General features: G+C 66.7%; 23 protein-coding genes. 8 read left to right on the top strand and 15 right to left on the bottom strand.

The features are described 5' to 3' along the window. Window positions 1–13 precede the first annotated feature (13 nt). Window positions 14–976 (bottom strand): tripartite tricarboxylate transporter substrate binding protein BugE, encoded by a 963-nt coding sequence (locus ACSFB7_RS15135; protein WP_435471404.1) that lies wholly within the window; start codon window positions 974–976, stop codon window positions 14–16. A 110-nt stretch (window positions 977–1,086) separates the two neighbouring features. Here ACSFB7_RS15135 and ACSFB7_RS15130 point away from each other — a divergent pair, with 110 nt between their 5' ends. Further along, window positions 1,087–2,013 (top strand): LysR substrate-binding domain-containing protein, encoded by a 927-nt coding sequence (locus tag ACSFB7_RS15130; protein ID WP_435471402.1) that lies wholly within the window; start codon window positions 1,087–1,089, stop codon window positions 2,011–2,013. Window positions 2,014–2,031: 18 nt separating this feature from the next. On the opposite strand, the gene ACSFB7_RS15125 is transcribed toward ACSFB7_RS15130, so the two are convergent. Together ACSFB7_RS15125 and ACSFB7_RS15120 are read right to left on the bottom strand one after the other, a co-directional pair. Further along, on the bottom strand, window positions 2,032–3,012 hold the full coding sequence (locus ACSFB7_RS15125; RefSeq protein ID WP_435471400.1) for a tripartite tricarboxylate transporter substrate binding protein: 981 nt from the start codon (window positions 3,010–3,012) through the stop codon (window positions 2,032–2,034). 6 nt (window positions 3,013–3,018) lie between these two features. After that, on the bottom strand, window positions 3,019–5,985 hold the full coding sequence (locus tag ACSFB7_RS15120; protein WP_435471398.1) for a DNA topoisomerase III: 2,967 nt from the start codon (window positions 5,983–5,985) through the stop codon (window positions 3,019–3,021). A gap of 85 nt (window positions 5,986–6,070) precedes the next feature. Here ACSFB7_RS15120 and ACSFB7_RS15115 point away from each other — a divergent pair, with 85 nt between their 5' ends. Genes ACSFB7_RS15115 through ACSFB7_RS15105 form a run of 3 tightly spaced genes read left to right on the top strand, consistent with a single transcriptional unit; the run spans window position 6,071 to window position 7,814 of the window. Further along, a complete protein-coding gene (locus ACSFB7_RS15115) occupies window positions 6,071–6,766 on the top strand; it encodes an SET domain-containing protein (RefSeq protein WP_435471396.1) in 696 nt (231 codons plus the stop codon). A 2-nt stretch (window positions 6,767–6,768) separates the two neighbouring features. After that, entirely contained in the window at window positions 6,769–7,587 is an 819-nt protein-coding gene (locus ACSFB7_RS15110) for a biotin--[acetyl-CoA-carboxylase] ligase (protein ID WP_435471394.1), read from the top strand. Between the two features lie 5 nt (window positions 7,588–7,592). Next, window positions 7,593–7,814 (top strand): sporulation protein, encoded by a 222-nt coding sequence (locus ACSFB7_RS15105; RefSeq protein ID WP_435471392.1) that lies wholly within the window; start codon window positions 7,593–7,595, stop codon window positions 7,812–7,814. Between the two features lie 5 nt (window positions 7,815–7,819). Here ACSFB7_RS15105 and ACSFB7_RS15100 read toward each other — a convergent pair whose 3' ends face one another. The 4 genes from ACSFB7_RS15100 to ACSFB7_RS15085 form a co-directional block, all read right to left on the bottom strand. Then, window positions 7,820–8,560, bottom strand: coding sequence for a HEAT repeat domain-containing protein (locus tag ACSFB7_RS15100; RefSeq protein WP_435471390.1), 741 nt, complete (start codon window positions 8,558–8,560; stop codon window positions 7,820–7,822). Next, window positions 8,557–10,002 (bottom strand): sensor histidine kinase, encoded by a 1,446-nt coding sequence (locus ACSFB7_RS15095; RefSeq protein WP_435471388.1) that lies wholly within the window; start codon window positions 10,000–10,002, stop codon window positions 8,557–8,559. The genes ACSFB7_RS15100 and ACSFB7_RS15095 overlap by 4 nt, the downstream gene beginning before the upstream one ends. A gap of 115 nt (window positions 10,003–10,117) precedes the next feature. Beyond that, entirely contained in the window at window positions 10,118–10,792 is a 675-nt protein-coding gene (locus ACSFB7_RS15090) for a response regulator transcription factor (protein WP_093128962.1), read from the bottom strand. Window positions 10,793–10,867: 75 nt separating this feature from the next. Beyond that, window positions 10,868–11,353, bottom strand: coding sequence for a MarR family winged helix-turn-helix transcriptional regulator (locus tag ACSFB7_RS15085; RefSeq protein WP_435471385.1), 486 nt, complete (start codon window positions 11,351–11,353; stop codon window positions 10,868–10,870). Window positions 11,354–11,499: 146 nt separating this feature from the next. Here ACSFB7_RS15085 and recA point away from each other — a divergent pair, with 146 nt between their 5' ends. Genes recA through ACSFB7_RS15070 form a run of 3 tightly spaced genes read left to right on the top strand, consistent with a single transcriptional unit; the run spans window position 11,500 to window position 13,539 of the window. Next, entirely contained in the window at window positions 11,500–12,615 is a 1,116-nt protein-coding gene (gene recA, locus ACSFB7_RS15080) for a recombinase RecA (RefSeq protein WP_435471383.1), read from the top strand. Window positions 12,616–12,668: 53 nt separating this feature from the next. After that, on the top strand, window positions 12,669–13,127 hold the full coding sequence (gene recX, locus ACSFB7_RS15075; RefSeq protein WP_435471381.1) for a recombination regulator RecX: 459 nt from the start codon (window positions 12,669–12,671) through the stop codon (window positions 13,125–13,127). Beyond that, window positions 13,111–13,539 (top strand): SRPBCC family protein, encoded by a 429-nt coding sequence (locus ACSFB7_RS15070; protein ID WP_435471379.1) that lies wholly within the window; start codon window positions 13,111–13,113, stop codon window positions 13,537–13,539. The genes recX and ACSFB7_RS15070 overlap by 17 nt, the downstream gene beginning before the upstream one ends. 323 nt (window positions 13,540–13,862) lie before the next feature. Here the strand turns inward: ACSFB7_RS15070 and ACSFB7_RS15065 are convergent, their stop codons facing one another. From ACSFB7_RS15065 to ACSFB7_RS15030, 8 genes are read right to left on the bottom strand one after another with little or no spacing between them, the layout of a single operon-like run. Beyond that, window positions 13,863–14,972: a mandelate racemase/muconate lactonizing enzyme family protein gene (locus ACSFB7_RS15065; protein ID WP_435471377.1), complete on the bottom strand. Its 1,110-nt coding sequence runs from the start codon at window positions 14,970–14,972 to the stop codon at window positions 13,863–13,865. A 5-nt stretch (window positions 14,973–14,977) separates the two neighbouring features. Then, window positions 14,978–15,799, bottom strand: coding sequence for a transporter substrate-binding domain-containing protein (locus ACSFB7_RS15060; protein WP_435471375.1), 822 nt, complete (start codon window positions 15,797–15,799; stop codon window positions 14,978–14,980). Window positions 15,800–15,837: 38 nt separating this feature from the next. Beyond that, window positions 15,838–16,566: an amino acid ABC transporter ATP-binding protein gene (locus ACSFB7_RS15055; protein ID WP_435471373.1), complete on the bottom strand. Its 729-nt coding sequence runs from the start codon at window positions 16,564–16,566 to the stop codon at window positions 15,838–15,840. Beyond that, entirely contained in the window at window positions 16,550–17,197 is a 648-nt protein-coding gene (locus ACSFB7_RS15050; protein ID WP_435471882.1) for an amino acid ABC transporter permease, read from the bottom strand. Before ACSFB7_RS15050 ends, ACSFB7_RS15055 begins: the two co-directional genes overlap by 17 nt. Window positions 17,198–17,219: 22 nt before the next feature. After that, complete coding sequence (locus ACSFB7_RS15045; RefSeq protein ID WP_435471371.1) at window positions 17,220–17,903, bottom strand: amino acid ABC transporter permease; 684 nt, start codon at window positions 17,901–17,903, stop codon at window positions 17,220–17,222. A gap of 39 nt (window positions 17,904–17,942) precedes the next feature. After that, window positions 17,943–19,178: a UxaA family hydrolase gene (locus ACSFB7_RS15040; RefSeq protein ID WP_435471369.1), complete on the bottom strand. Its 1,236-nt coding sequence runs from the start codon at window positions 19,176–19,178 to the stop codon at window positions 17,943–17,945. 16 nt (window positions 19,179–19,194) lie between these two features. Next, window positions 19,195–19,512, bottom strand: a complete 318-nt coding sequence (locus ACSFB7_RS15035) for a UxaA family hydrolase (RefSeq protein ID WP_435471367.1) — start codon at window positions 19,510–19,512, stop codon at window positions 19,195–19,197. A gap of 20 nt (window positions 19,513–19,532) precedes the next feature. Further along, window positions 19,533–20,192: an RraA family protein gene (locus ACSFB7_RS15030; protein ID WP_435471365.1), complete on the bottom strand. Its 660-nt coding sequence runs from the start codon at window positions 20,190–20,192 to the stop codon at window positions 19,533–19,535. Window positions 20,193–20,414: 222 nt separating this feature from the next. Between ACSFB7_RS15030 and ACSFB7_RS15025 the strand changes: the two genes are divergently transcribed. Then, the gene (locus ACSFB7_RS15025; protein WP_435471363.1) at window positions 20,415–21,188 is read left to right on the top strand and encodes an SDR family oxidoreductase; all 774 of its coding nucleotides are present in this window, start codon (window positions 20,415–20,417) and stop codon (window positions 21,186–21,188) included.

Genomic DNA, 21,188 nt, shown 5'->3' with positions numbered 1-21,188 from the left:
AGGCAGCTGTCGTTCAGTCCAATCGGATGCGCGCGAAGGCGGCCACCTTCTTCATCTTCTCGATCTCGCTCGCGATCTGCTTCGTGAACTCGGCCGGCGTGGTGCCCGAGGCGTACAGCCCCTGCAGCGCCAGGCGTTCGCGCACCGAGCTGTCCTTCAGCGCGGTGACCACGGCCTGCTGCATGCGCAGCGCGATCTCGGGCGAGGTGCCGGCGGGCGCGACCATGCCGAACCACGACGGGTCGTTGTTGGCCGCGTAGCCCAGCTCGCCGTAGGTCGGCACGTCGGGCAGCACATCGAGCCGGCCGTGCCAGGACACGGCCAGCGCCTTCAGCTTGCCCGACTTCACATGCGGCAGCGACGACGCCACCTGGTCGAAGTACACCGGCACCTGGCCCGCGAGCACGTCGTTGATGGCCGGGCCCGCACCGCGGTAGGGGATGTGCACCATCGAGGTTCCGGTGCTGCTCTTGAACAGCTCGCCCCACATGTGGCCGATGGTGCCGTTGCCCGGCGAGGCGTACGACACCTTGCCCGGGTTGGCCTTCAGGTACTTCACCAGCTCGGCGAAGTTGGCAACCGGCAGCACGGCCGGGTTGATGACGACCACGCCCGGTGCCTTCACCAGTTCGGTCACCGCGACGAAACCCTTGATCGGGTCGTAGGGCAGCTTGGCGTACACGGCCGGGTTGACGCCGTGCGTGGACAGCGTGGCCACGCCGAAGGTCAGGCCGTCCGGGGTGGCGCGGGCCAGCTCGGCCATGCCGATGGAGCCGCCGGCGCCGGCGCGGTTGTCGATCACCACGGGCTGCTGCAGGATCTTGCCCAGGGGCTCGGAGAGCACGCGGGCGGTGATGTCGGTGGCGCCGCCGGGCGGGAAGGGCACGACCAGGCGGATCGGCTTGCCTTGGGCAAAAGATATTCCTGGAGCGACGGAAACGGCGGCCAGTGTGGAAATGAAATGACGACGTTGCATGGGGTTCTTCCAATGAAGCAGGGAGCGATGGAGCGATTTGCTGCATCACTTGAAGCAAAGGATATACCCGCTAACATTCTGATCTGGAATGTTTTAATGGGCATCTCGCCATGTCACTGCGCCGTCTCAACCCGCCCCTGAACCTGCTGCGCGCCTTCTCGACGGTGGTGCGCTTCGGCGGCGTCTCGCGCGCGGCCGAGGCGCTGCACCTCACGCAGGGCGCGGTCAGCAAGCAGGTGCAGGAGCTTGAGCGCTGGATCGGCGCGCCGCTGTTCGAGCGCAGCCGCAAGCGGCTGGCCCTCACGCCCGCCGGAGAGCGCTATGAAAAGGCGGTGCGCGCCCTGCTCGCGCAACTGGAGGCGGCCACGCTGGAGCTGATCACCAGCGGCGACGGCGGCGGCGCGCTGCACCTGTCCACCCTGCCCACCTTCGGCGCCAAGTGGCTGATTCCGCGGCTGCCCGATTTCCAGCGCCGCCATCCGCAGATCACGCTGCATTTCGTGCCCTTCGTGCATGGCTACGACTTCGAGCGGCCCGAACTCGACTGCGCCATCCTGTTCGGCGACGGCCACTGGCCCGGCGCCCGCTCGCATTACCTCTCGGGGCAGGACGTGGCGCTGATCGCGCCGCGCGCGGCGCAGGCCGAGGCCGTCATCCAGTCGCCGCAGGACGTGGCCCGCTGCACGCTGCTGCGCCATGTGACGGTGCCGCAGTCGTGGGTGCAATGGAGCGAGGCGCATGGCGTGCGCGGGCTCGATCCGCTGGCGGGCCCGCAGTTCGACCAGTTCCAGACCATGATCCGCGCGGTGATGGTGGGCATGGGCGTGGCGTTGGTGCCGCGCTGCCTCGTGCAGGACGAAATTGCCTCGGGCCTGGTGGACGAGCCCTTGCCCGGCGGTGGCTACCGTGGCAACGAGGGCTACTGGTTCTGCTACCCCGAAGGGCGAGGCCAGCTCGCCACGCTCGATCACTTCCGCAACTGGCTGCTGGCGGAAGTCGACCGCAGCGGGGAGGCTGCGGCGCCGGTCCTGCGCTGACCGGCGTTTGTTGCTCGCTTACTCGGGCTTGGCGCCCGAAGCCTTCACCGCCGCACCCCAGAGCCCGATCTCGCTCGCCACGAAGCGGTCGAACTCGGGTCCGCTCGTGGGCGCCGGCTCGGAGCCCCGTTCGCGGATGAAGCGCGCCATCTGCTCGCTCTTCAGGATGTCGGTCACTTCGTGATTCAGCCGCGCCACGATCTCGGGCGGCGTGCCGCGCGGTGCCATCAGGCCGAGCCAGCCCACGGCCTCGAAGTTCTTCGTGCCGGCCACACCGGACTCGCGCACCGTGGGCACGTCGGGCAACTGCGACGAGCGCGTGGCCGAAGTCACCGCCAGCGCAATCGCCTTGCCCGCCTTGATGTGCGGCAGCGCGGCCGTCACCGAGTCGACCATCAGCGGAATCTGGTTGCCCAGAAAGTCCGACTGCGCCGGGCCGCTGCCACGGTACGGAATGTGCGTGATGAACACATGCGCCGCCGACTTGTACATCTCGCCCGACAGGTGCTGCGTGCCACCGATGCCGGCGCTCGCGTAGCTCAGTCGGCCGGGCTCGGCCTTGGCGCGCGCCGTGAGCTCGGCCAGCGTGCGGATGCCGCTCTCGGGCGTGGCCAGGAACACCAGCGGCACCTTCGCGATCAGCGAGATGCCCACCAGGTCGCGGCGCGGATCGAACCCCGGCTTGGCATACAGCGTCTGGTTTACCGCCATCGCGCTGCCCGCCACCACCAGCGTGTAGCCATCGGGCGGCGCGCGCACCACGAACTCGGTGCCGATGTTGCTGCCCGCGCCGGCCTTGTTGTCGATGATCACGGGCTGGCCCAGCCGCTTGCCGAGCTGTTCGGCGAGCGCACGGGCAAAGATGTCGGTGGCCTGTCCGGGCGGGAAAGGCACGACCAGCTTGACGGGCTTGTCAGGCCACGCGGCAGCGTGGGCGAGGCCCGCGCCGCCCAGCAGCATTGCTGCGGCCAGCGCGGCGGCGAGGTGTCGGCGCTGCATGCCGCGTCAGGCCGCGTCGGGTGCCGAGAGGTGCTTGCCCACGATGCCCGCGAGTTCGAACATCGTCACCTGGTCCTTGCCGAACACGGGTTTCAGCTTGGCATCGGCATTGATCGCGCGCTTGTTCTGCGCGTCCTGCAGGTTGTTGGCCTTGATGTAGTCCCACAGCTTCTTGATGACCTCGGTGCGCGCCACCGGATCGGCGCCGATCACCGCGGCCAGCGAGTCGCTGGGCTTCAGGCCCGCGCCCGGCTTGCGCGGCGTGGCCGCCTTCTTCGCGGCCGGTGCCTTCTTGGCGGCGGGCGTCTTCTTCGCCGCCACCTTCTTGGCTGCGGCGGTCTTTGCCGCCGGCTTGCCGAAGGTCTTGCGCGGCGGGAACTTGCTGCCGCCTTCGCGCGGCGCGAACTCGAAGGTCACCTTGCCCTCTTCGGCGTTCCAGGTCAGGAAGGCCTTGAAGGCGCGGCGCGTGCGCATGCTCACGAACTTGTCGAGCAGGTCGGTCTTGCCGGTGGCGAGCAGCTTTTCCATCTGCGCGCGCTCCACCGGCTGCTGCAGGATGATCTTGCCGGTCTTGAAGGTGCAGCTGGGCGTCGGCTGCGCGTTGGTCGGCACCGACTTCTCGCAGACGTAGTTGCTGCCGTGGTCGAACACCGGCGCGCCGCACACCGGGCACGGGCCCACGGTGTCCTGCTCGCTGAAGTCGACGATCTCGCCGCTCTCGGCATTCTTGTCGTCGCCGAAGTCGAACTCCAGCTTCCAGTTCTTGGCTTCCTCGTCGTACTTGATGACGATCTCGGAGGTGAAGGGCCAGCCGGCCTTGGAGCGGAAACCGTCGATCGGGCCGATGTGCTTGTCGCGCAGCAGCGCCTCGGCCTCGGCCACCTCGAAGGTGCGCCCGGCCGGCGACTTGCCGAACGAGAAGCCGCAGGCGTCTTCGCCGGTGCCGCTCTTGCCGGTGCAGGCGTAGCGGCGGTAGTTTTCCTTCACCACGCCGCCGCAGTTGGGGCACGGCGTCTCGAGCGTGGCGTAGTCGCCCGGCACGGTGTCGCGGTCGTATTCCTTGGCCTTCTTGACGATGTGCTCGGTCATCGCCGCGATCTCGCGCATGAAGGCGTCGCGGCTGAGCGCGCCCTTCTCCATTTGCGCGAGCTTGTATTCCCACTCGCCCGTCAGCTCGGCCTTCGACAGTTCTTCCACGCCCAGGCCGCGCAGCAGCGTCATGAGCTGGAAGGCCTTGGCCGTCGGGATCAGCTCGCGGCCTTCGCGCAGCATGTACTTCTCGGCGATCAGCCCTTCGATGGTGGCCGCGCGCGTGGCTGGCGTGCCCAGGCCCTTCTCTTGCATGGCCTCGCGCAGCTCGTCGTCGTCGATGGTCTTGCCGGCGCCTTCCATGGCGCCGAGCAGCGTCGCTTCAGAGTAGCGTGCGGGCGGGCGCGTCTTCAGGCCCTTGATGTCGGCCGACTCGGTGTGGACGATCTCGCCCGGCTTCACCGGCACGAGGCGCTTGCCGTCCTTGTCGTCTTCCTTCTCGTCGTCCTGCGCTTCCTTGCCGTAGATGGCGAGCCAGCCCGGCTTGACCAGCACCTTGCCGTCGGTGCGGAACGGGTACTTCTTGCCACCCTGCTCGACCGTGCTGATGCGCGTGGTCACCTGGTGCTCGGCGCTCGGGAAGAACACCGACAGGAAGCGCCGCACCACGAAGTCATAGAGCTTCTGCTCGGCTTCGCTCAGGCCGCTCGGTGCCTGCAGCGTCGGGATGATCGCAAAGTGATCCGACACCTTGGCGTTGTCGAAGATGCGCTTGTTGGGCTTGACGTAGTTGCCGTCGACCGCCTGCTGGGCGAACGGCGCCAGGTGCTTCATGCCGCTGTTGGCGAGCATGCCCATGGTGTCCTTGACCACCGGCAGATAGTCTTCCGGCAGTGCGCGCGAATCGGTACGCGGGTAGGTCAGCGCCTTGTGGCGTTCGTACAGGCTCTGCGCCAGCGCGAGCGTGGTCTTGGCACTGAAGCCGAAGCGGCCGTTGGCCTCGCGCTGCAGCGAGGTCAGGTCGAACAGCGCGGGCGAGGCCTGCGTGGTGGGCTTGCTTTCTTCGGTCACCGTGGCGGGCTTGCCGCGCGCGGCATTGGCAATGGCCAGCGCGTCCTGCTCGTTCCACACGCGGTCGGCGCGCTGCTCGGGGTCGGGCTCGCCGTTGGCCTGCAGCGGCGCGTTGGCCTTCTTCCAGTTGGCGTCGAACCACTTGCCCGGGTACTCGCCGGCCTCGGCCGCGAAGTTGCCGTGGACTTCCCAGTAGTTGCGCGAGACGAACTTGCGGATCTGTTCCTCGCGCTCGACCACCACCGACAGCGTGGGCGTCTGCACGCGGCCCACGGTCGTCAGGAAGAAGCCGCCGTCGCGCGAATTGAACGCGGTCATGGCGCGCGTGCCGTTGATGCCCACCAGCCAGTCGGCCTCGGAGCGCGAGCGCGCGGCGTCGGCCAGGCCCTGCATCTGCTTTTCGGTGCGCAGCGCATCGAAGCCGTCGCGAATCGCCTGCGGCGTCATCGACTGCAGCCAGAGGCGCTTGACCGGCTTGCCCAGCGGGCTCTTGCCGCCGGCGTACTGCTCGATCAGGCGAAAGATCAGCTCACCCTCGCGGCCCGCGTCGCAGGCGTTGATGAGTTGCGTCACGTCCTTGCGCTTGGCCTGCTTGACCACGGCGTTCAGGCGCGTCTTTGTCTTGTCGACCGGCTTCAGGTCGAAGTGGGGCGGAATCACCGGCAGGTTGGCAAAGCTCCACTTGCCACGCTTGACGTCGAATTCCTCGGGCGCCTGGATCTCGACCAGGTGGCCGACAGCGCTGGTCACGACATAGCTGTCGTTCTCGAAATGCTCGTCATGTTTGTCGAATTTGCCGGCCACCGGCGTGAGTGCACGGACGATGTCCTGTGCCACCGACGGCTTTTCTGCGATTACCAAAGTCTTTGTCATCTGAGGGCTCTCTATACTCTGCGGCTTCCCGCGTGCGCACGCGCACACGCGCATGTGTGCATATTCAAACTAACAGACTTCGGCGATGCCTTCCAAAACCCCACTTTCCGTTGGCCGCGATCTGGAAGCCCCCCAACCCCCCGAGGGGGAGGCGCGGGCCTCGAAGCAGTCCAGCGGCCGCCGCATCCAGATGCGGCGCTCCGACGTCCATGGCAACGGCGTGTTCGCCGTGCAGGACCTGGCCGAAGGCGAAACGCTCATCGAATACAAGGGCGAGATCATCAACTGGAAAGAGGCGCTGCGCCGCCATCCGCATGACCCGACGCAGCCCAACCACACCTTCTACTTCCACATCGATGACGGGCGTGTGATCGACGGCAACGTCAAGGGCAACGACGCGCGCTGGATCAACCACTCGTGCGAGCCGAACTGCGAAGCCGACGAAACCGATGGCCGCGTGTTCATCAAGGCGCTGCGCAACATCGCCGCCGGTGAAGAGCTCAACTACGACTACGGCCTCGTCATCGACGAGCCGTACACGCCCAAGCTGCTGTCCGAATTTCCTTGCTGGTGCGGCTCCGAGCAGTGCCGCGGCACGCTGCTGACGCCCAAGGACGAAGACGAAGAGAAGAAAAAGAAGAAGGCCAGGAAGAAGGCTGAAAAGAAAAAGGCAGAGAAGAAGGAAGCCAAGAAGGCTGACAAGAAGAAAGCCGAGAAAAAAGCCGACGGCAAGAAGGCGGACAAGAAATCCGCCAGGAAAGACAAGTCCGACAAGGACTGAGCATGAACAGCAGCAGCACCACGGCCGACTGGTTCGAAGACCGGATCGCCGCAGCGGTCGCGCCGCTGCTGCCGGGCTTCACGGTCGAGGTCGTGACCGAGGTCGACTCTTCCAACACCGAGCTGATGCGCCGTGCGCGCGCTGGCCGCACCGAGCCCGTGCTGCTCGTGGCCGAGCGCCAGACGGCAGGGCGTGGCCGCCTCGGTCGCCCCTGGCAAAGCACGCCGCAGCAGGACACCGCTGCCTCGCTCATGTTCTCGCTCGGCCTGCCGCTGGCGCCTGCCGACTGGTCGGGCCTGTCGCTCGCCGTCGGTGTCAGCGTGGTCGAGAGCCTGGACCCGACGGGCGAACACAAGGTCGGGCTCAAGTGGCCCAACGATGTGTGGGTCAACGACAGCAAGCTGGTCGGCATCCTGATCGAGACCGCGATGCCGCAGGCCGCGCGACAAGATGGACAGCGCTACGTCGTGATCGGCATCGGCATCAACATCGGCGCGCGCGAAGGCGACGGCATGCGCACGCCGCCCGCGTGGCTGCGCCAGTGGCGGCCCGAGGCGAGCGCGCCGGAGGTGTTGCGCGAGATGGCCGAGCCGCTGGTGCGCGCCGTGCTGGCCTTCGAGGCCGGCGGCTTCGCACCTTTTGCCGAACGCTTTGCCGCGCGCGACGTGCTGCGCGGACGCGAAGTGGTGCTGAGCGACGGCACCGCCGGTCTGTGCGAAGGCGTGGCCTGGGGCGGCGAGCTGCAGGTGCGCACCGACGCCGGCCTGCAACTGATCACCAGCGACGAAGTGAGCGTGCGCCCTCGCGGCATGTCTTTCTGACGCGGATGAAGTTGCGCCTGGTACTCGTCGTCCTGCTGCTGGCCAACGCCGGCTACTTCCTGTGGGCGCGCGGTGACCTGGTCGGCTTCGGCTTGGCGCCGGCCGGCCTCAACGAGCGCGAGCCGCAACGGCTTGCGCGGCAGATCCGGCCCGAGTGGCTGCAGATCCGCAAGGAACCCAAGGCCGGCACACCGGCGACCCCGCCCGCATCGGCGCCAGCGCCGTAATTGGGTCAAGCGGCGCGCGCGAACATCCGCCGCGCCTTGGCCAGCGCGGCCTGCAATTTTTCTTCGGACGGTGGTTCGTGCGAACTTGAACTCAGGCCGAACTTCTTGCCCGCGATCTCCTGCACCGCGACCAGGATGCCGCGAAGCGCGACCGCATCGGTCTCGGCTTCGAGGGCTGTGCGCAGACATTCGAGCGCCTTGGGCGCCGCGCTGCGGCGGTTGAGCACGATCTGCATCAGCGCACTGGCGGCCCATTGCCGGTTCGCGGCGGCGGGGTCGTCGGCGAGCAGCGGCGTCACCTTCGCGATGTCGCTCGTGCCGCCGAGCCAGCCGATCACCCACAGTCCCTTGCAGCGCAGGTCTTCGTGCGGCGACGCGAGCGCGGCGCGTGCCAGTGCCACAGTCTCTTTCAGGCGGCGGCCCTTGCGGTATTTGAAGGCGCCGAGCATCTGCAGCACGGTCGCCTGCATGGACGGGTCCTGCTCTTGTTCGAAGCAGGCGAGCAGATGGTCTTCGGCTTCATCGCCGCGTTCGCCGAACTTGCGGCAAAGCCAGTCGTACAGCTCGCTGTCCATGCCGGTGTCGTGCAGCAGTTCGTAGTGGAAGGCCAGTGCCTGGGGCGATTGAAGCTCCAGCAGGTCGGCGCCGAAGTCGAACATGTCCGACACGTCGGTGTCGGTGCGGATCGTCTTGAAGCGGCGGCGCAGCGCCTCGATGGCCTTGAACTCCCCGGCGGATGCGCTCATTCCAGATGCTCTCCTTCGAAGCGAACGGTGAAGAGCGCCCCCGGCGGATGCTTGCCGGGATGCGCGTCCTCCAGTTTCACCTGCGCGCGGTGCTGGTTGGCGATCTCGCGCACGATCGGCAGGCCCAGCCCCGAGCCGTCGGCCTCGTTGCCGAGCACGCGGTAGAAGGGCTCGAACACCAGCTCGCGGTCGGACTCCGCGATGCCCGGGCCGTTGTCTTCCACCTGCAGCAACAGCACATGGCCGAAGGGGTCGGCAAGCACGCGCACGGTGATCCGGCCGGGTCGTTCGGGAGGCGCCGAGGGCGTGTAGTTGAGCGCGTTGTCGACCAGGTTGCGCACCAGCTCCTTGAGCAGCGTCGGGTTGCCGTCGAACACCACGCCGGGCGCACCTGCCTGGGCGCCCTCGTAGCCCAGGTCGATGCGCTTTTCGATCGCGCGCGGCACGGCCTCGCGCACCACCTCGATGGTCAGCCGCGCCAGGTCGCAAGGCTGCTGATGCGTCATCGCGCTGGTGCCTTCGGCGCGCGCGAGCGACAGCAACTGGTTCACCGTGTGCGTGGCGCGCACGCTGGCGCGGCCGATCTGCTTGAGCGATTGCTTCAGCTCGTCGGCATTGGCGCCTTCGCGCTGCGCCAGGTCGGCCTGCATGCGCAGGCCCGCCAGCGGCGTCTTGAGCTGGTGCGCCGCATCGGCCAGAAAGCGCTTTTGTGTGTCGATGGAATCGTTGAGCTTGTTCAGCAGCTCGTTCACCGACGACACCAGCGGCACCACTTCGAGCGGCACGGAAGATTCGTCGAGCGGACTCAGGTCGCCGGGGCGCCGTTCGCGGATGCGCGCCTCCACCACCGACAGCGGCTTGATGCCGCGCACCAGCGCCAGCCAGATCAGCAGCACCGCCAGCGGCAAGATCGCGAACTGCGGCAGCAGCACGCCCTTGATGATCTCCAGCGCCAGCACCGCCTGCTTCTCGCGTGTCTCGGCCAGCTGCAGCAGCGTGGGCGGCACGTCCGCGACGCCGCTGGCGATCCACAGCGAGGCCACGCGCACTTCCTTGCCGTGCAACGCGCTGTTGTGCAGGAACACCTGGCCGGGCGGCAGCGGCTCGTCGAGACCGGGCATCGGAAGGTCGCGATCGCCGCTCAGCAGCGTGTCGTGGCCGTCGAGCAGCTGGTAGTACACATTGCCGGCGTTGTCGGCGCGAAGGATCTCGCGCGCCGGCTGCGAGAGCACGAACTGCGTCTGCCCGTCCTTCACCGTCACGAGTTCGGCCAGCGCCTTGACGTTGTGTTCCAGCGCGCGGTCGAAGGGCGCGTTGGCGATGCCCTGCGCCACCAGCCAAGTGACGCCGATGCTCACCGGCACCAGCAGCAGCAGCGGCGTGAGCATCCAGTCGAGGATTTCGCCGAACAGGGAGCGCTGGGCGCGCTGGAAGAGCTTCACTTGATTCGCCCCCAGGCCTTGCGCACTTCGCGTCGCTTCGCCAACGCCCTACCAGGGGCCATGCCTGCGGCCCGGCGAAGCCGGCTCCACGGCATTTCCCGCACGCAGGGGTACATCAGTTCTGGATCTTTTCGAGGCAGTAGCCCAGGCCGCGAACGGTCGCGATGCGCACCGGCCCCTTCTCGATCTTCTTGCGCAGCCGGTGGATGTAGACCTCGATGGCGTTGAGGCTCACCTCCTCGCCCCATTCGCAGAGGCGATCGACCAACTGGTCCTTGCTGACCAGCCGGCCGGCGCGCTGCAGCAGCACTTCGAGCAGGCCGAGTTCACGCGCCGACAGCTCGATCATCTTGCCGTCGATGGTGGCGACGCGGCCGGCCTGGTCGTAGACCAGCGGGCCGTGGCGGATCGCGTTGCTGGTGGTGCCCATGCCGCGCCGCGTGAGGGCGCGCACGCGCGCTTCGAGTTCCTGCAGGCTGAAGGGCTTGGCCATGTAGTCGTCGGCGCCGTGGTCCAGTCCTTTGACGCGCTCTTCCACGCTGTCGGCCGCCGTGAGCACCAGCACCGGCAGTTGCGAGCCGCGCGCACGCAGGCGTTTCAGGATCTCGATGCCGTGCAGGCTGGGTAGCCCGAGGTCGAGGATCAGCAGGTCGAATTCGTCATGGGTCATGAGCGCGGTGTCGGCCTGCGAGCCGTTCGCCACGTGGTCGACCGCCGCGCCCGAAGTGCGCAGGCTGCGCAGCAGGGCATCGGCCAGCACCTGGTCGTCTTCGGCAATCAGAATTCTCATGTGCCACCTCCGGCCGGTTCGGGCGCCGTGCTGGCGCCGCTCGCATTTGTCTCGTTCTCTCTCCCCCGGTGAAGTCTAGCCCGCCGTATAGGCTTCCAGTCCGATGGTTACCACGGTGGCAATGTCGTCGCCGACGCTGCTGCGGAACTCGCGCTCGGCCTGCGTCACCGCGCTGCGGAAGGCATCGAGCCAGGCCAGGCCGTCAGTGGTGAAGAGCACGCGGCGCGCGCGCGCATCGAGCGGATCGGGCCCGCGCGTGACCAGCCCCCAGGCCTCGCACTGGTCGACCAGCGCGCCCATCGCCTGCTTGGTCATGCCGGCGCGCTCGGCCAGCTCGGTCAGGCGCGAACCCTCGCGCGCCAGGTGCCGCGTGATGTGGACGTGCGCGGCGCTCACCTGGGCGCGCGCGGCAAGGTTCGACAGGGCCAGCGGCACGTCGAGGTCGTGCGCCATCAGCGCCAGCACGCGCTCGTCGAAGCGGCGCATGGCGTGGCCCAGCAGGCGGCCCAGGTGGGTCTGTCGCCAGGCATCGGAATCGGTCGGGAAGGCGGCTTCGGACATGGCGCCAAATGGTAAAGCAAACTGACCAAAAAATGGGTTTACTCAAACCAATGAGCCTCTACACTACTGTTCAAGCATCCAGCCTGTGGTTAAAAGCAGATGGGTGAAACCAGACACCAACCGTTGATTTTCAAGGAGATTTCCACATGGACGCAGTCGTCAAGGGCGCAAGTATCTCGGTCGCCAACAGTGAAAAGGCCAAGGCCCTGCAGGCCGCGCTGGCCCAGATCGAAAAGCAGTTCGGCAAGGGCACGATCATGCGTCTGGGTGAAGGCGAGGCGCTCGAAGACATCCAGGTGGTCTCCACCGGCTCGCTGGGCCTGGACATCGCGCTGGGCGTCGGCGGCCTGCCGCGCGGCCGCGTGATCGAAATCTACGGCCCGGAATCCTCGGGCAAGACCACGCTCACGCTGCAGGTCATCGCCCAGATGCAAAAGCAGGCCGGCACCTGCGCCTTCGTCGACGCCGAACATGCGCTCGACGTGCAGTACGCCCAGAAGCTCGGCGTGAACCTGTCCGACCTGCTGATCAGCCAGCCCGACACCGGCGAGCAAGCGCTCGAAATCGTCGACTCGCTGGTGCGCTCGGGTGCCGTCGACCTGATCGTCATCGACTCGGTCGCCGCCCTCACGCCCAAGGCTGAAATCGAAGGCGAAATGGGCGACTCGCTGCCCGGCCTGCAGGCCCGCCTGATGAGCCAGGCGCTGCGCAAGCTCACCGCCACGATCAAGAAGACCAACTGCATGGTCATCTTCATCAACCAGATCCGCATGAAGATCGGCGTGATGTTCGGTTCGCCCGAAACCACCACCGGCGGCAACGCGCTGAAGTTCTACGCCTCGGTGCGCCTGGACATCCGCCGCATCGGCACCATCAAGAAGGGCGACGAAGCCATCGGCAACGAAACCAAGGTGAAGGTGGTCAAGAACAAGGTCAGCCCTCCGTTCAAGACGGCGGAGTTCGACATCCTGTTCGGCGAGGGCATCAGCCGCGAAGGCGAAATCATCGACATGGGCGTCACGGCCAAGATCGTCGACAAGTCGGGTGCCTGGTACGCCTACAACGGCGAAAAAATCGGCCAGGGCCGCGACAACGCCCGCGAGTTCCTGCGCGAGAACCCCGAGCTGTCGCGCGAGATCGAGAACAAGGTGCGCGAGTCGCTGGGCATTCCGCTGCTGGCCGCCGATGCCGGGTCGGAACCTGAAAAGGCCGAGAAGCCCGCCAAGGCGCCGAAGGCCGACAAGGCAGACAAGAGCGAGTAAGTTGGTTCGGGCGCGGCCTGTCGCGGGCCGCGCGAGCGACGACCTGATCACGCATGGCTTTTGCAGCCCCTTCCCTCAAAGGCCGCGCGTTGCGCCTCCTGAGCCAGCGCGAGCATTCGCGTGCGGAGCTGGAGCGCAAGCTGGCCAAGCACGAAGAAGAGCCCGGCACGCTGGCCCGCGCGCTCGACGAACTGGCCGCCAAGGACTTCATCAGCGAGCCGCGTGTGGTGGCCTCGGTGCTGAACCAGCGCGCCGCCCGTTCCGGCGCGTTGCGGGTGCGGCAGGAGTTGCAGGCCAAGGGCATCGCGCCCGAGGCCATCGCCGAAGCGGTGGCCAGCTTGCAAGACACGGAAGTCGAACGCGCCACGGCGCTGTGGCGTCGCCGTTTCGACGCAGCGCCCGCCGATGCCAAGGAGCGGGCCAAACAAATGCGGTTTCTGCTGGCGCGCGGTTTTTCGGGCGCGGTGGTGGCCAAAGTCCTCAGGAGTGACTTCGATGAAGCAGACGAATGAAGACCTCGCCGTGCAGTCCCGCGTCGTCACGCAGCGTGTGGCCTGCGAATGGCGTCGCGCCTATGCGTTGGCTGCCGATCCGGCGCGTTTGCCTGATTGGGCGAGCGGACTGGCCAAGAGCGCGTTGGTTCGCCACGGCGACCACTGGATTGTGAAAACGCCCGAGAGCGGCGACGCGCACATGCGCTTTGCGCCATCCAACGACTTCGGCGTTCTCGATCACTGGGTCGCGCCTGAAGGTGTGCCCGAGGTCTACCTGCCGTTCCGGGTGATCGGCGTCGCGCCGGGCGCTTGCGAATTGCAGTTCACGTTGCTGCGCCAGCCGCACATGGACGATGCGGCGTTCGAGCGTGATGCGGAATGGATCGCGCGTGATCTGCAGGCGTTGCGGCATCTGCTTGAAGCTGGCTGACTCGGCCTTTTGAAGGCCGTTCACGAGCGGGGCGGGTTCGGGTTCATTCGGGGCGAGTGCGAATGACACCGGGTGCTCCCCTCCGCGAATGTCCCCCGCTTCGCTCCTCCTTTATTTCGCTGCGGGGAGCACCCGGCGTCATTCGCACATGGACGCGCTGCTGGTATGCAGCCGATCAACGACTGCTCTGTCCAGCGCTCACGTCGATACGGGGCTCTTTTTCGCGAAATAAAGGAGGAGCGAAGCGGGGGACATTCGCGAAAAAGAGCACCGTGTCGGCGTGAGTGCCGCCCTGAACAGCCGCACCCCAACTCCAAATACGCTCAGCCGCGCACCACCAGAGGTGTGAACTTGCGCCGCGCCTTGAGCTGATCGACATCCCATTCGATGCCGAGTCCCGGCGTCTCAGGTGCGACCGCATGCCCGTCCTCGATACGCAGACGGCTCGTAGTCAGGTCATCAAGCTGCGGGATGTATTCGACCCAGCGCGCATTCGGCACCGCCGCGCACAGGCTCACATGCAGCTCCATCAGGAAGTGCGGACACATCGCGATGTTGTGGGCTTCGGCCAGGTGCGCGATCTTCAGCCACGGCGTGATGCCGCCCACGCGCGCCACGTCGGCCTGCACGATGGAGCAGGCGCCCTGCTGGATGTATTCGGCGAACTGCGACGGGTGGTACATCGACTCACCCACCGCAATCGGTACGCTGGTGCTGGCCAGCAGTTGCGCATGCCCGCGCACATGCTCGGCCGGCATTGGCTCTTCGAACCACGCGAGATCGAGCGGTGCGTACTGGCGCGCGCGGCGAATGGCTTCAGCGACGGTGAAGCTCTGGTTCGCATCGACCATCAACTCGAAATCCGCGCCGACCGCTTCACGCACAGCCGACAGGCGCGCGATGTCTTGTGCGACATGCGGCTTGCCGACCTTGATCTTCGCGCCGAGAAAACCATCGGCCTTGGCTGCGAGCGTCTGCTCGACCAGTTGCGCCGGCTCGATGTGCAGCCAGCCGCCTTCGGTCGTGTAGACCGGCACGCGCGACTGCGCACCGCCGGCCAGCCGCCACAGCGGCAGGTTGGCGGCACGCGCATTGCGGTCCCACAGCGCGGTGTCGATGGCCGCCAGCGCCAGGCTGGTGATGGCGCCGACAGCAGTGGCGTGCGTGTGGAAGAACAGGTCGCGCCAGATCGCTTCGTACTGCTGCGGATCGCGCCCGATCAGACGCGGCACCAGGTGGTCGTGCAGCAGCGCCACGATGGACGAGCCGCCCGTGCCGATGGTGTAGGTGTAGCCCGTGCCCACCGAACCGTCGTCGCAGCGCACCGTGACCATCACGGTCTCTTGCGTCACGAAGGACTGGATGGCGTCGGTGCGCTTGACCTTGGGCGCAATGTCGATCTGCGCGATCTCGACCTGGTCTATCTTCGCCATGGTCATCAGCCTGCGTTGCGCGTCACTTCGACCGGCAGGTCGGCGCCGTGGAACTTCTTGTAGATGGTGTTCAGCTCGCCGCTCTTGAGCTGCGCCTTCACGAAGTCGTCCAGCTTGGCCTTCAACCGGGGCTCGTTCTTGCGCAGGCCGATGGCCATCATGTTGATCTTCATCGTGAACTTCGGCTCCATCTGCTTGGCCGGGTTCTTTTCGTTGATGGTCTTGAGCAGCGGCGGCGCGGTCGCGAAGATGTCGGCCTGGCCGCTGATCACTGCCGTGATGGAGGTGGCGTCGTCATCGAAGCGCACGATCTGCGTGCCGGCCGGCGCGGCCTTGGTGAGTTCCTGGTCGTTGGTGGTGCCGCGCGTGGCAATCACCTTCTTGCCGGCCAGGTCGGCGGGGCCGGTGATCGTCATGCTCTTCGGCGCGCCGACCACGGCCAGGATGGCGGCGTAGGGAATCGAGAAGTCGACCACCTTCTCGCGCTCGGGCGTGACCGACATGCTCGAGATCACGATGTCGGCCTTGTCGGTCTGCAGGAACGGAATGCGGTTGGCGCCGTTGGTCTGCACGATCTCCAGCTCCACGCCCAGGCTCTTGGCCAGCAGGCGCGCGGTCTCGACGTCGGAGCCGGTGGCGTTGAGCTTTTCGTCCTTCAGGCCGTAGGGCGGCACGGCCAGGTCGATGGCCACGCGGATCTTCTTGGCGGCCGTGATGGTGTCGAGCTGGTCGGCATGCGCCGCGCCACCGATGAAGGCGAGCGGCAGGGCCAGCGCGATAGCTGAAAGCAGTGCGCCGCGGCGCTGGGCAAAGAGAGAGCGGGTCATCGAAGGTCTCCTGGAGTTGTGAAGGTGGGCGCCGGGGCTCAGAGCCCGGTGCCGAGAAAATGCTGCAGCTCGGGCGTCTGCGGGTTGCTGAGGATGCTGGCGTCGCCCTCTTCCCACACCAGCCCCTGGTGCATGTAGATGATCTTGTCGGCCACGCCGCGCGCAAAAGCCATCTCGTGCGTCACGAGGATCATGGTCATGCCTTCGGACGCGAGCTGTTCCATCACCTTGAGCACTTCGCCGGTGAGCTGCGGGTCGAGCGCGGAAGTCACTTCGTCGAACAGCATCAACTGCGGCTTCATCGCGAGCGAGCGCGCGATGGCCACGCGCTGCTGCTGGCCGCCCGAGAGCTGCTCGGGGTAGGCATCGGCCTTCTCGGCCAGGCCCACGCGCTCGAGCACTTCCATCGCGATGGCGTTGGCCTCGGACGCGCCGATCTTCTTGACCGACTGCGGCGCGAGCGTGATGTTCTGCTTGACCGTGAGGTGCGGGAACAGGTTGTAGCTCTGGAACACGATGCCCACGTCCTTGCGCAGCGCGCGCAGGTTCAGCGACGGGTCGTGCACTGCGTGGCCGCAGCACTGGATGGTGCCGCTGTCGATGGTCTCCAGCCGGTCGATGCAGCGCAGCGCGGTGCTCTTGCCCGAGCCGCTCTGGCCGATGATGGCGACCACCTGGCCGCGCTGGACCGAGAACGACACGCCCTTCAAGACATGCAAGGCGCCGAAGTGCTTGTGGACTTTGTCGAGTTCAACCACGGGATGCATGGAGCTTCCTTTCGAGTGCACGGCTCCACCGCGAGAGCGGGTAGCAAAGAATGAAATAGAGAACCACCGCACACCCGAAATACAGGAAGGGCTGGAAGGTCGAGTTGTTCAGCACCTTCGCGTTGTAGGACAGCTCGGCATAGCCGACCACCAGCGACGCGATCGATGTGTTCTTGATGATCTGCACGAGAAAGCCCACGGTGGGCGGCGTCGCGATGCGCAAGGCCTGCGGCAGGATCACGCGGCGCATGCGCTCCCAGCGCGTGAGCGCCAGGCATTCGGCCGCTTCCCACTGCGCGCGCGGCACCGACTGGATGCAGCCGCGCCAGATCTCGCCGAGGAAGGCGCTGGCGTAGACGGTGATGGCCAGCGCCGCCGCCGCCAGTGCCGGCACCGAGCCGACGCCCGCGATGTTGGGGCCGAAGAAGCACACGCCCATCAGCACCAGCAGCGGCGTGCCCTGGATGACCTGGATGTAGCCCGCGGCCGCCACGCGCACCGCCTTGACCGGCGACACGCGGGCCAGCGCCACCGCAAGCCCGATCAGCCCGCCGCCGACAAAAGCGAGCGCAGAGAGCTGAACGGTGCCCCAAGCGCCCATCAACAGAAAGCCGAAGTGATCGGCCGGCATGAATGTCATGACGCGACGCCTTTCACAGCGGCGTGCCGAGCTTGCGCCGGCGCGGAAAGATCAGCATGCCCAGCAGCCAGAAGCCCAGGCGCATGGCGTACGACAGCACGAGGTACACCACCCACAGCACGATGAAGATCTCGAAGTTGCGGAAGGTGTCCGACTGGATGCGGTTGGCCACGCCGAACAGCTCTTCCGCGCCGATCGACGACATGATGCTGGAGGCCAGCATCAGCAGCACGAACTGGCTGGCGAGCGCCGGGTACACGCGCTCCACGGCCGGGCGCAGGATCACGTGCCAGAACACCTGCAGCTTCGACAGGCCCAGGCATTGCGCGGCTTCGAGCTGGCCCTTGTGGATCGACTCGATGCCCGCGCGGATGATCTCGCAGCTGTACGCGCCGATGTTCACCACCAGCGCCAGCACCGCGCCCACCATGATCGGCATGGTCACGCCCGCGCTCGACAGGCCGAAGATCAGGAAGTAGCTCTGGATCAGCAGCGGCGTGTTGCGGATCGCCTCTACATAGCCGCCCGTCAGGCCGCGCAGCCAGCCGTGCCGGCTGTTGCGGCCGAGTGCGCAGACCGTGCCCAGCGCAAAGCCCAGCACCGTGGCGACAAAGGACAGTTGCACGGTCGTCCATGCGCCTTCCAGCAGCAGCGGCCACTGCGCGAGCACGGGGGCGAAATCGAACTGGTAGTTCAAGCAATCTCCTTCGAGAAATCGTTCGCAGGAGTGGCCGGCTCAGGCCGCGCGAGCCAGCGGCATGCAGGACGGACCGATGGGCTCGAAGGCCTTGTAGGTCAGGATGAATTCGCGATGGCCCAGTCCTTCGGACTTGGTGGCCGCGCCGTTGGCGACATCGCGCACCGCATCGAAGACTTCCTGCCCCACCTCCTGCAGCGTGCCGCGCCCTTCGAGGATGCGGCCGGCGTCCACGTCCATGTCCTCGGCGAGTTGGCGGTAGGTGTCGGGGTTGGCGCAGACCTTGATGACCGGCGAGACCGCCGAGCCCACCACCGAGCCGCGCCCGGTGGTGAACAAGATGAGGTGCGCGCCGCAGGCGATGAGTTCGACGATCTCCGCGTTGTCGCTGATGTTCGGAAAGCCGAAGCGCGGCTCGCCATCGGGCACCACGTCGAGCAGGTACAGGCCGCCCTGCGTTGGCACGTCGCCCGGCTTCACGATGCCGTTGATCGGCGAGGCGCCGCTCTTGGCATAGGCGCCGAGCGATTTCTCTTCGATGGTCGAGAGGCCGCCATCGGCGTTGCCCGGCGCGAAGCTGCCGTGGCCCATGGTGCTGTAGTAGCGCGCGGCCTTGTTCACGCATTCGACGATCGCATCGCCGAGTTCGGGCGTGGCGGCGCGCCGCTTCATGTGGAATTCGCAGCCGATCAGCTCGCCGGTTTCCTCGAAGATGCAGCGCGCGTCCTGTGCGATCAGCAGGTCGAAGGCGCGGCCCACGGCCGGGTTGGCGGTGATGCCGCTGGTGCCATCGGAGCCGCCGCAGATGGTGCCGACGATGAGTTCGTTCATGGCCATCGGCACGCGCTCTTGCTGCGCGAGTTCGGCCAGCGCCCATTCGACCCACTCGGTGCCTTCGCGGATCGTGCTGCGGGTGCCGCCCTTCTGCTGGATCGTCAGCGTGTGCACCGGCCGGCCCGAGGCTTCGATGGCCTGTTCGAGCTTGCGCTTGTTCATGCTCTCGCAGCCCAGCGAGATCAGCAGCGCCGCACCCACGTTGGGGTGCGTGGTGATCGCCGTCATCATGCGTTCGGCGTACTCGTTGGGGTAGCAGCCGGGGAAGCCGACGAGGTGCACTTCGACGTCGCCCTGCTGCTGGCGGAAGTTGAGCGTGATCTCGCGCGCGACGTGGTGCGCGCATTCGACCAGGTAGGCCACGACCACCACGTTGCGGATGCCCTTGCGGCCGTCGGCGCGCGGATAGCCGTGGAGCTGGAGCGGGTTCGTCGGGTTCATGTCGGGTGTCGTCGCTTCAGGCATGGCCGACGAAGGTGTGGCCTTCGTCCAGCGTGTAGGTGGGGGTGTAGTCGCTGTCGAGGTTGTGCGTGTGGATGTGCTCGCCGGCTTCGACCGGCGTGCGCAGGCTGCCGATGACGGCGCCGTACTTCAGCACCTTCTCGCCGGCGGCGATGGCGCGGCGCGCGAGCTTGTGGCCCAGGCCGATGTCGCGCGGCAGCGTGGCGTTGCCGCCTTCGAGCTGCACCACCGTGCCGGCCGCGAGGTGGCTGCAGGCGATCAGGCAGTTGTCTTCGGTTGACAGCAGCACGAGCCGGGAATCGAGGGGTTGCATGGCGCTCACTGTTCGCCGCCTCAGAACTTGCGGTACTTCAGGTAGGCCTCTTGCGGGTCGGTGCCCGCGAGGATGGCGGTGCGCACGAGGTTCTCGCGGCCCATCATGTGTTCGGCCTCGGTGACGATGGCCTCGGCCTGCGCGAGCGGCAGGCAGATCACGCCGTCGGTGTCGGCCAGCAGCAGGTCGCCCGGGTTCACCATGACCTCGCCGATGCGCACCGGCACTTCCATTGCATCGGGCAGCCAGTAGCCAACCACGTCGCGCGGCGTGAAGTAGCGGTGCCAGACCTGGAAGCCTTGGGCCAGGATGAATTCGGCATCGCGCACGCCGCCGTCGGCGATCACGCCCAGCACGCCCTTGCGCCCGAGCGTTTCGGCCGAGAGTTCGCCCATGTGCGAGACCGTCGAGTCGTTGGGCTGGATCACCGCGATGTGGCCCGGCCTGGCGCGCGAGAGAAAGCCGGTCCAGGCCATCAGCGTTTCATGCGGGTCGGCCGTGGGGTCGACGCGGCCGCTCACCGTGAAGGCCGGGCCGCAGATCTTCTTGCCGGCGATCAGCGGGCGCAGCGTGGGTGGCAGCGTGAAGTCGCGCAGGCCCGCCGCGCGCATGACGTCGTGAAGGATGCCGGTGTAGCAGGCCTGCAACCGGGGCAGCAGCGAATCAGTCGTGGTGGCCATGTCTTTGTTTTCTTAGATAAAACTAGATTTCAGCTTTTAGGCTAACAGGGCAAGCTGTTTTTGACGCTGGGGTTTGCGCCTGATTGCGGGTAAACACCAATGAGAAAGGCGTGATTCAAGGCCTCCGGCTGGCTCCAAATCTCAAGGCCTTGGCGTACATTTGATTTCATAGATGAAATGAAAATTTCACCAGCACTCAAATCACACCAAGGACACCGCAACATGAGCAACCGCGTTCAGGGAAAGAACATCCTCGTCACCGCCGCAGGCAAGGGCATCGGCCGCGCCAGCGCACTCGCACTGGCCCGTGAAGGCGCCGCCACCGTGTGGGCCACCGACGTGGACGAAGCCGCGCTGGCCGAACTCGCCGCGCTGGCGCGCGAGGAAGGGCTGACCGGCCTGAAGACCGCGTCGCTCAACGTGCGCGACAGCGCCGCGCTGCAGGCCTTCGCGCAGACCGCCGGACGGCTGGACGTGCTCTTCAACTGCGCCGGCTTCGTGCACAGCGGCAACATCCTGGCCTGCGAGGAAGCCGACTGGGACTTCAGCATGGACCTCAACGTGAAGTCGATGTACCGCACCATCCGCGCCTTCCTGCCGGCGATGCTGGAACACGGCGGCTCGATCATCAACATGGCCTCGGCCGCGTCGAGCGTGAAGGGCGTGCCCAACCGCTTTGTCTACGGTGCGTCGAAGGCGGCGGTCATCGGCCTGACCAAGGCGGTGGCGGCGGACTTCATCCAGCAAGGCATTCGCTGCAACGCGATCTGCCCGGGCACCGTCGAATCGCCTTCGCTGCGCGACCGCATCGCGGCCCAGGCCGAGCAGGCCGGTGCCGACGAAGCCACCGTGCGCGCCGCCTTCGTGGCGCGCCAGCCGCTGGGCCGCGTCGGCCGGCCGGAAGAAATTGCCGCGCTGGTGGTGTACCTGGCATCGGACGAGTCGGGCTTCACGACCGGCACCACGCACATGATCGACGGCGGCTGGTCGAACTGA

This window comes from Variovorax raffinosi (assembly GCF_051216615.1).
In the GTDB taxonomy this organism is placed as follows: Bacteria; Pseudomonadota; Gammaproteobacteria; order Burkholderiales; family Burkholderiaceae_C; genus Variovorax.
This window is presented reverse-complemented; position numbering and strand designations above follow the sequence as displayed.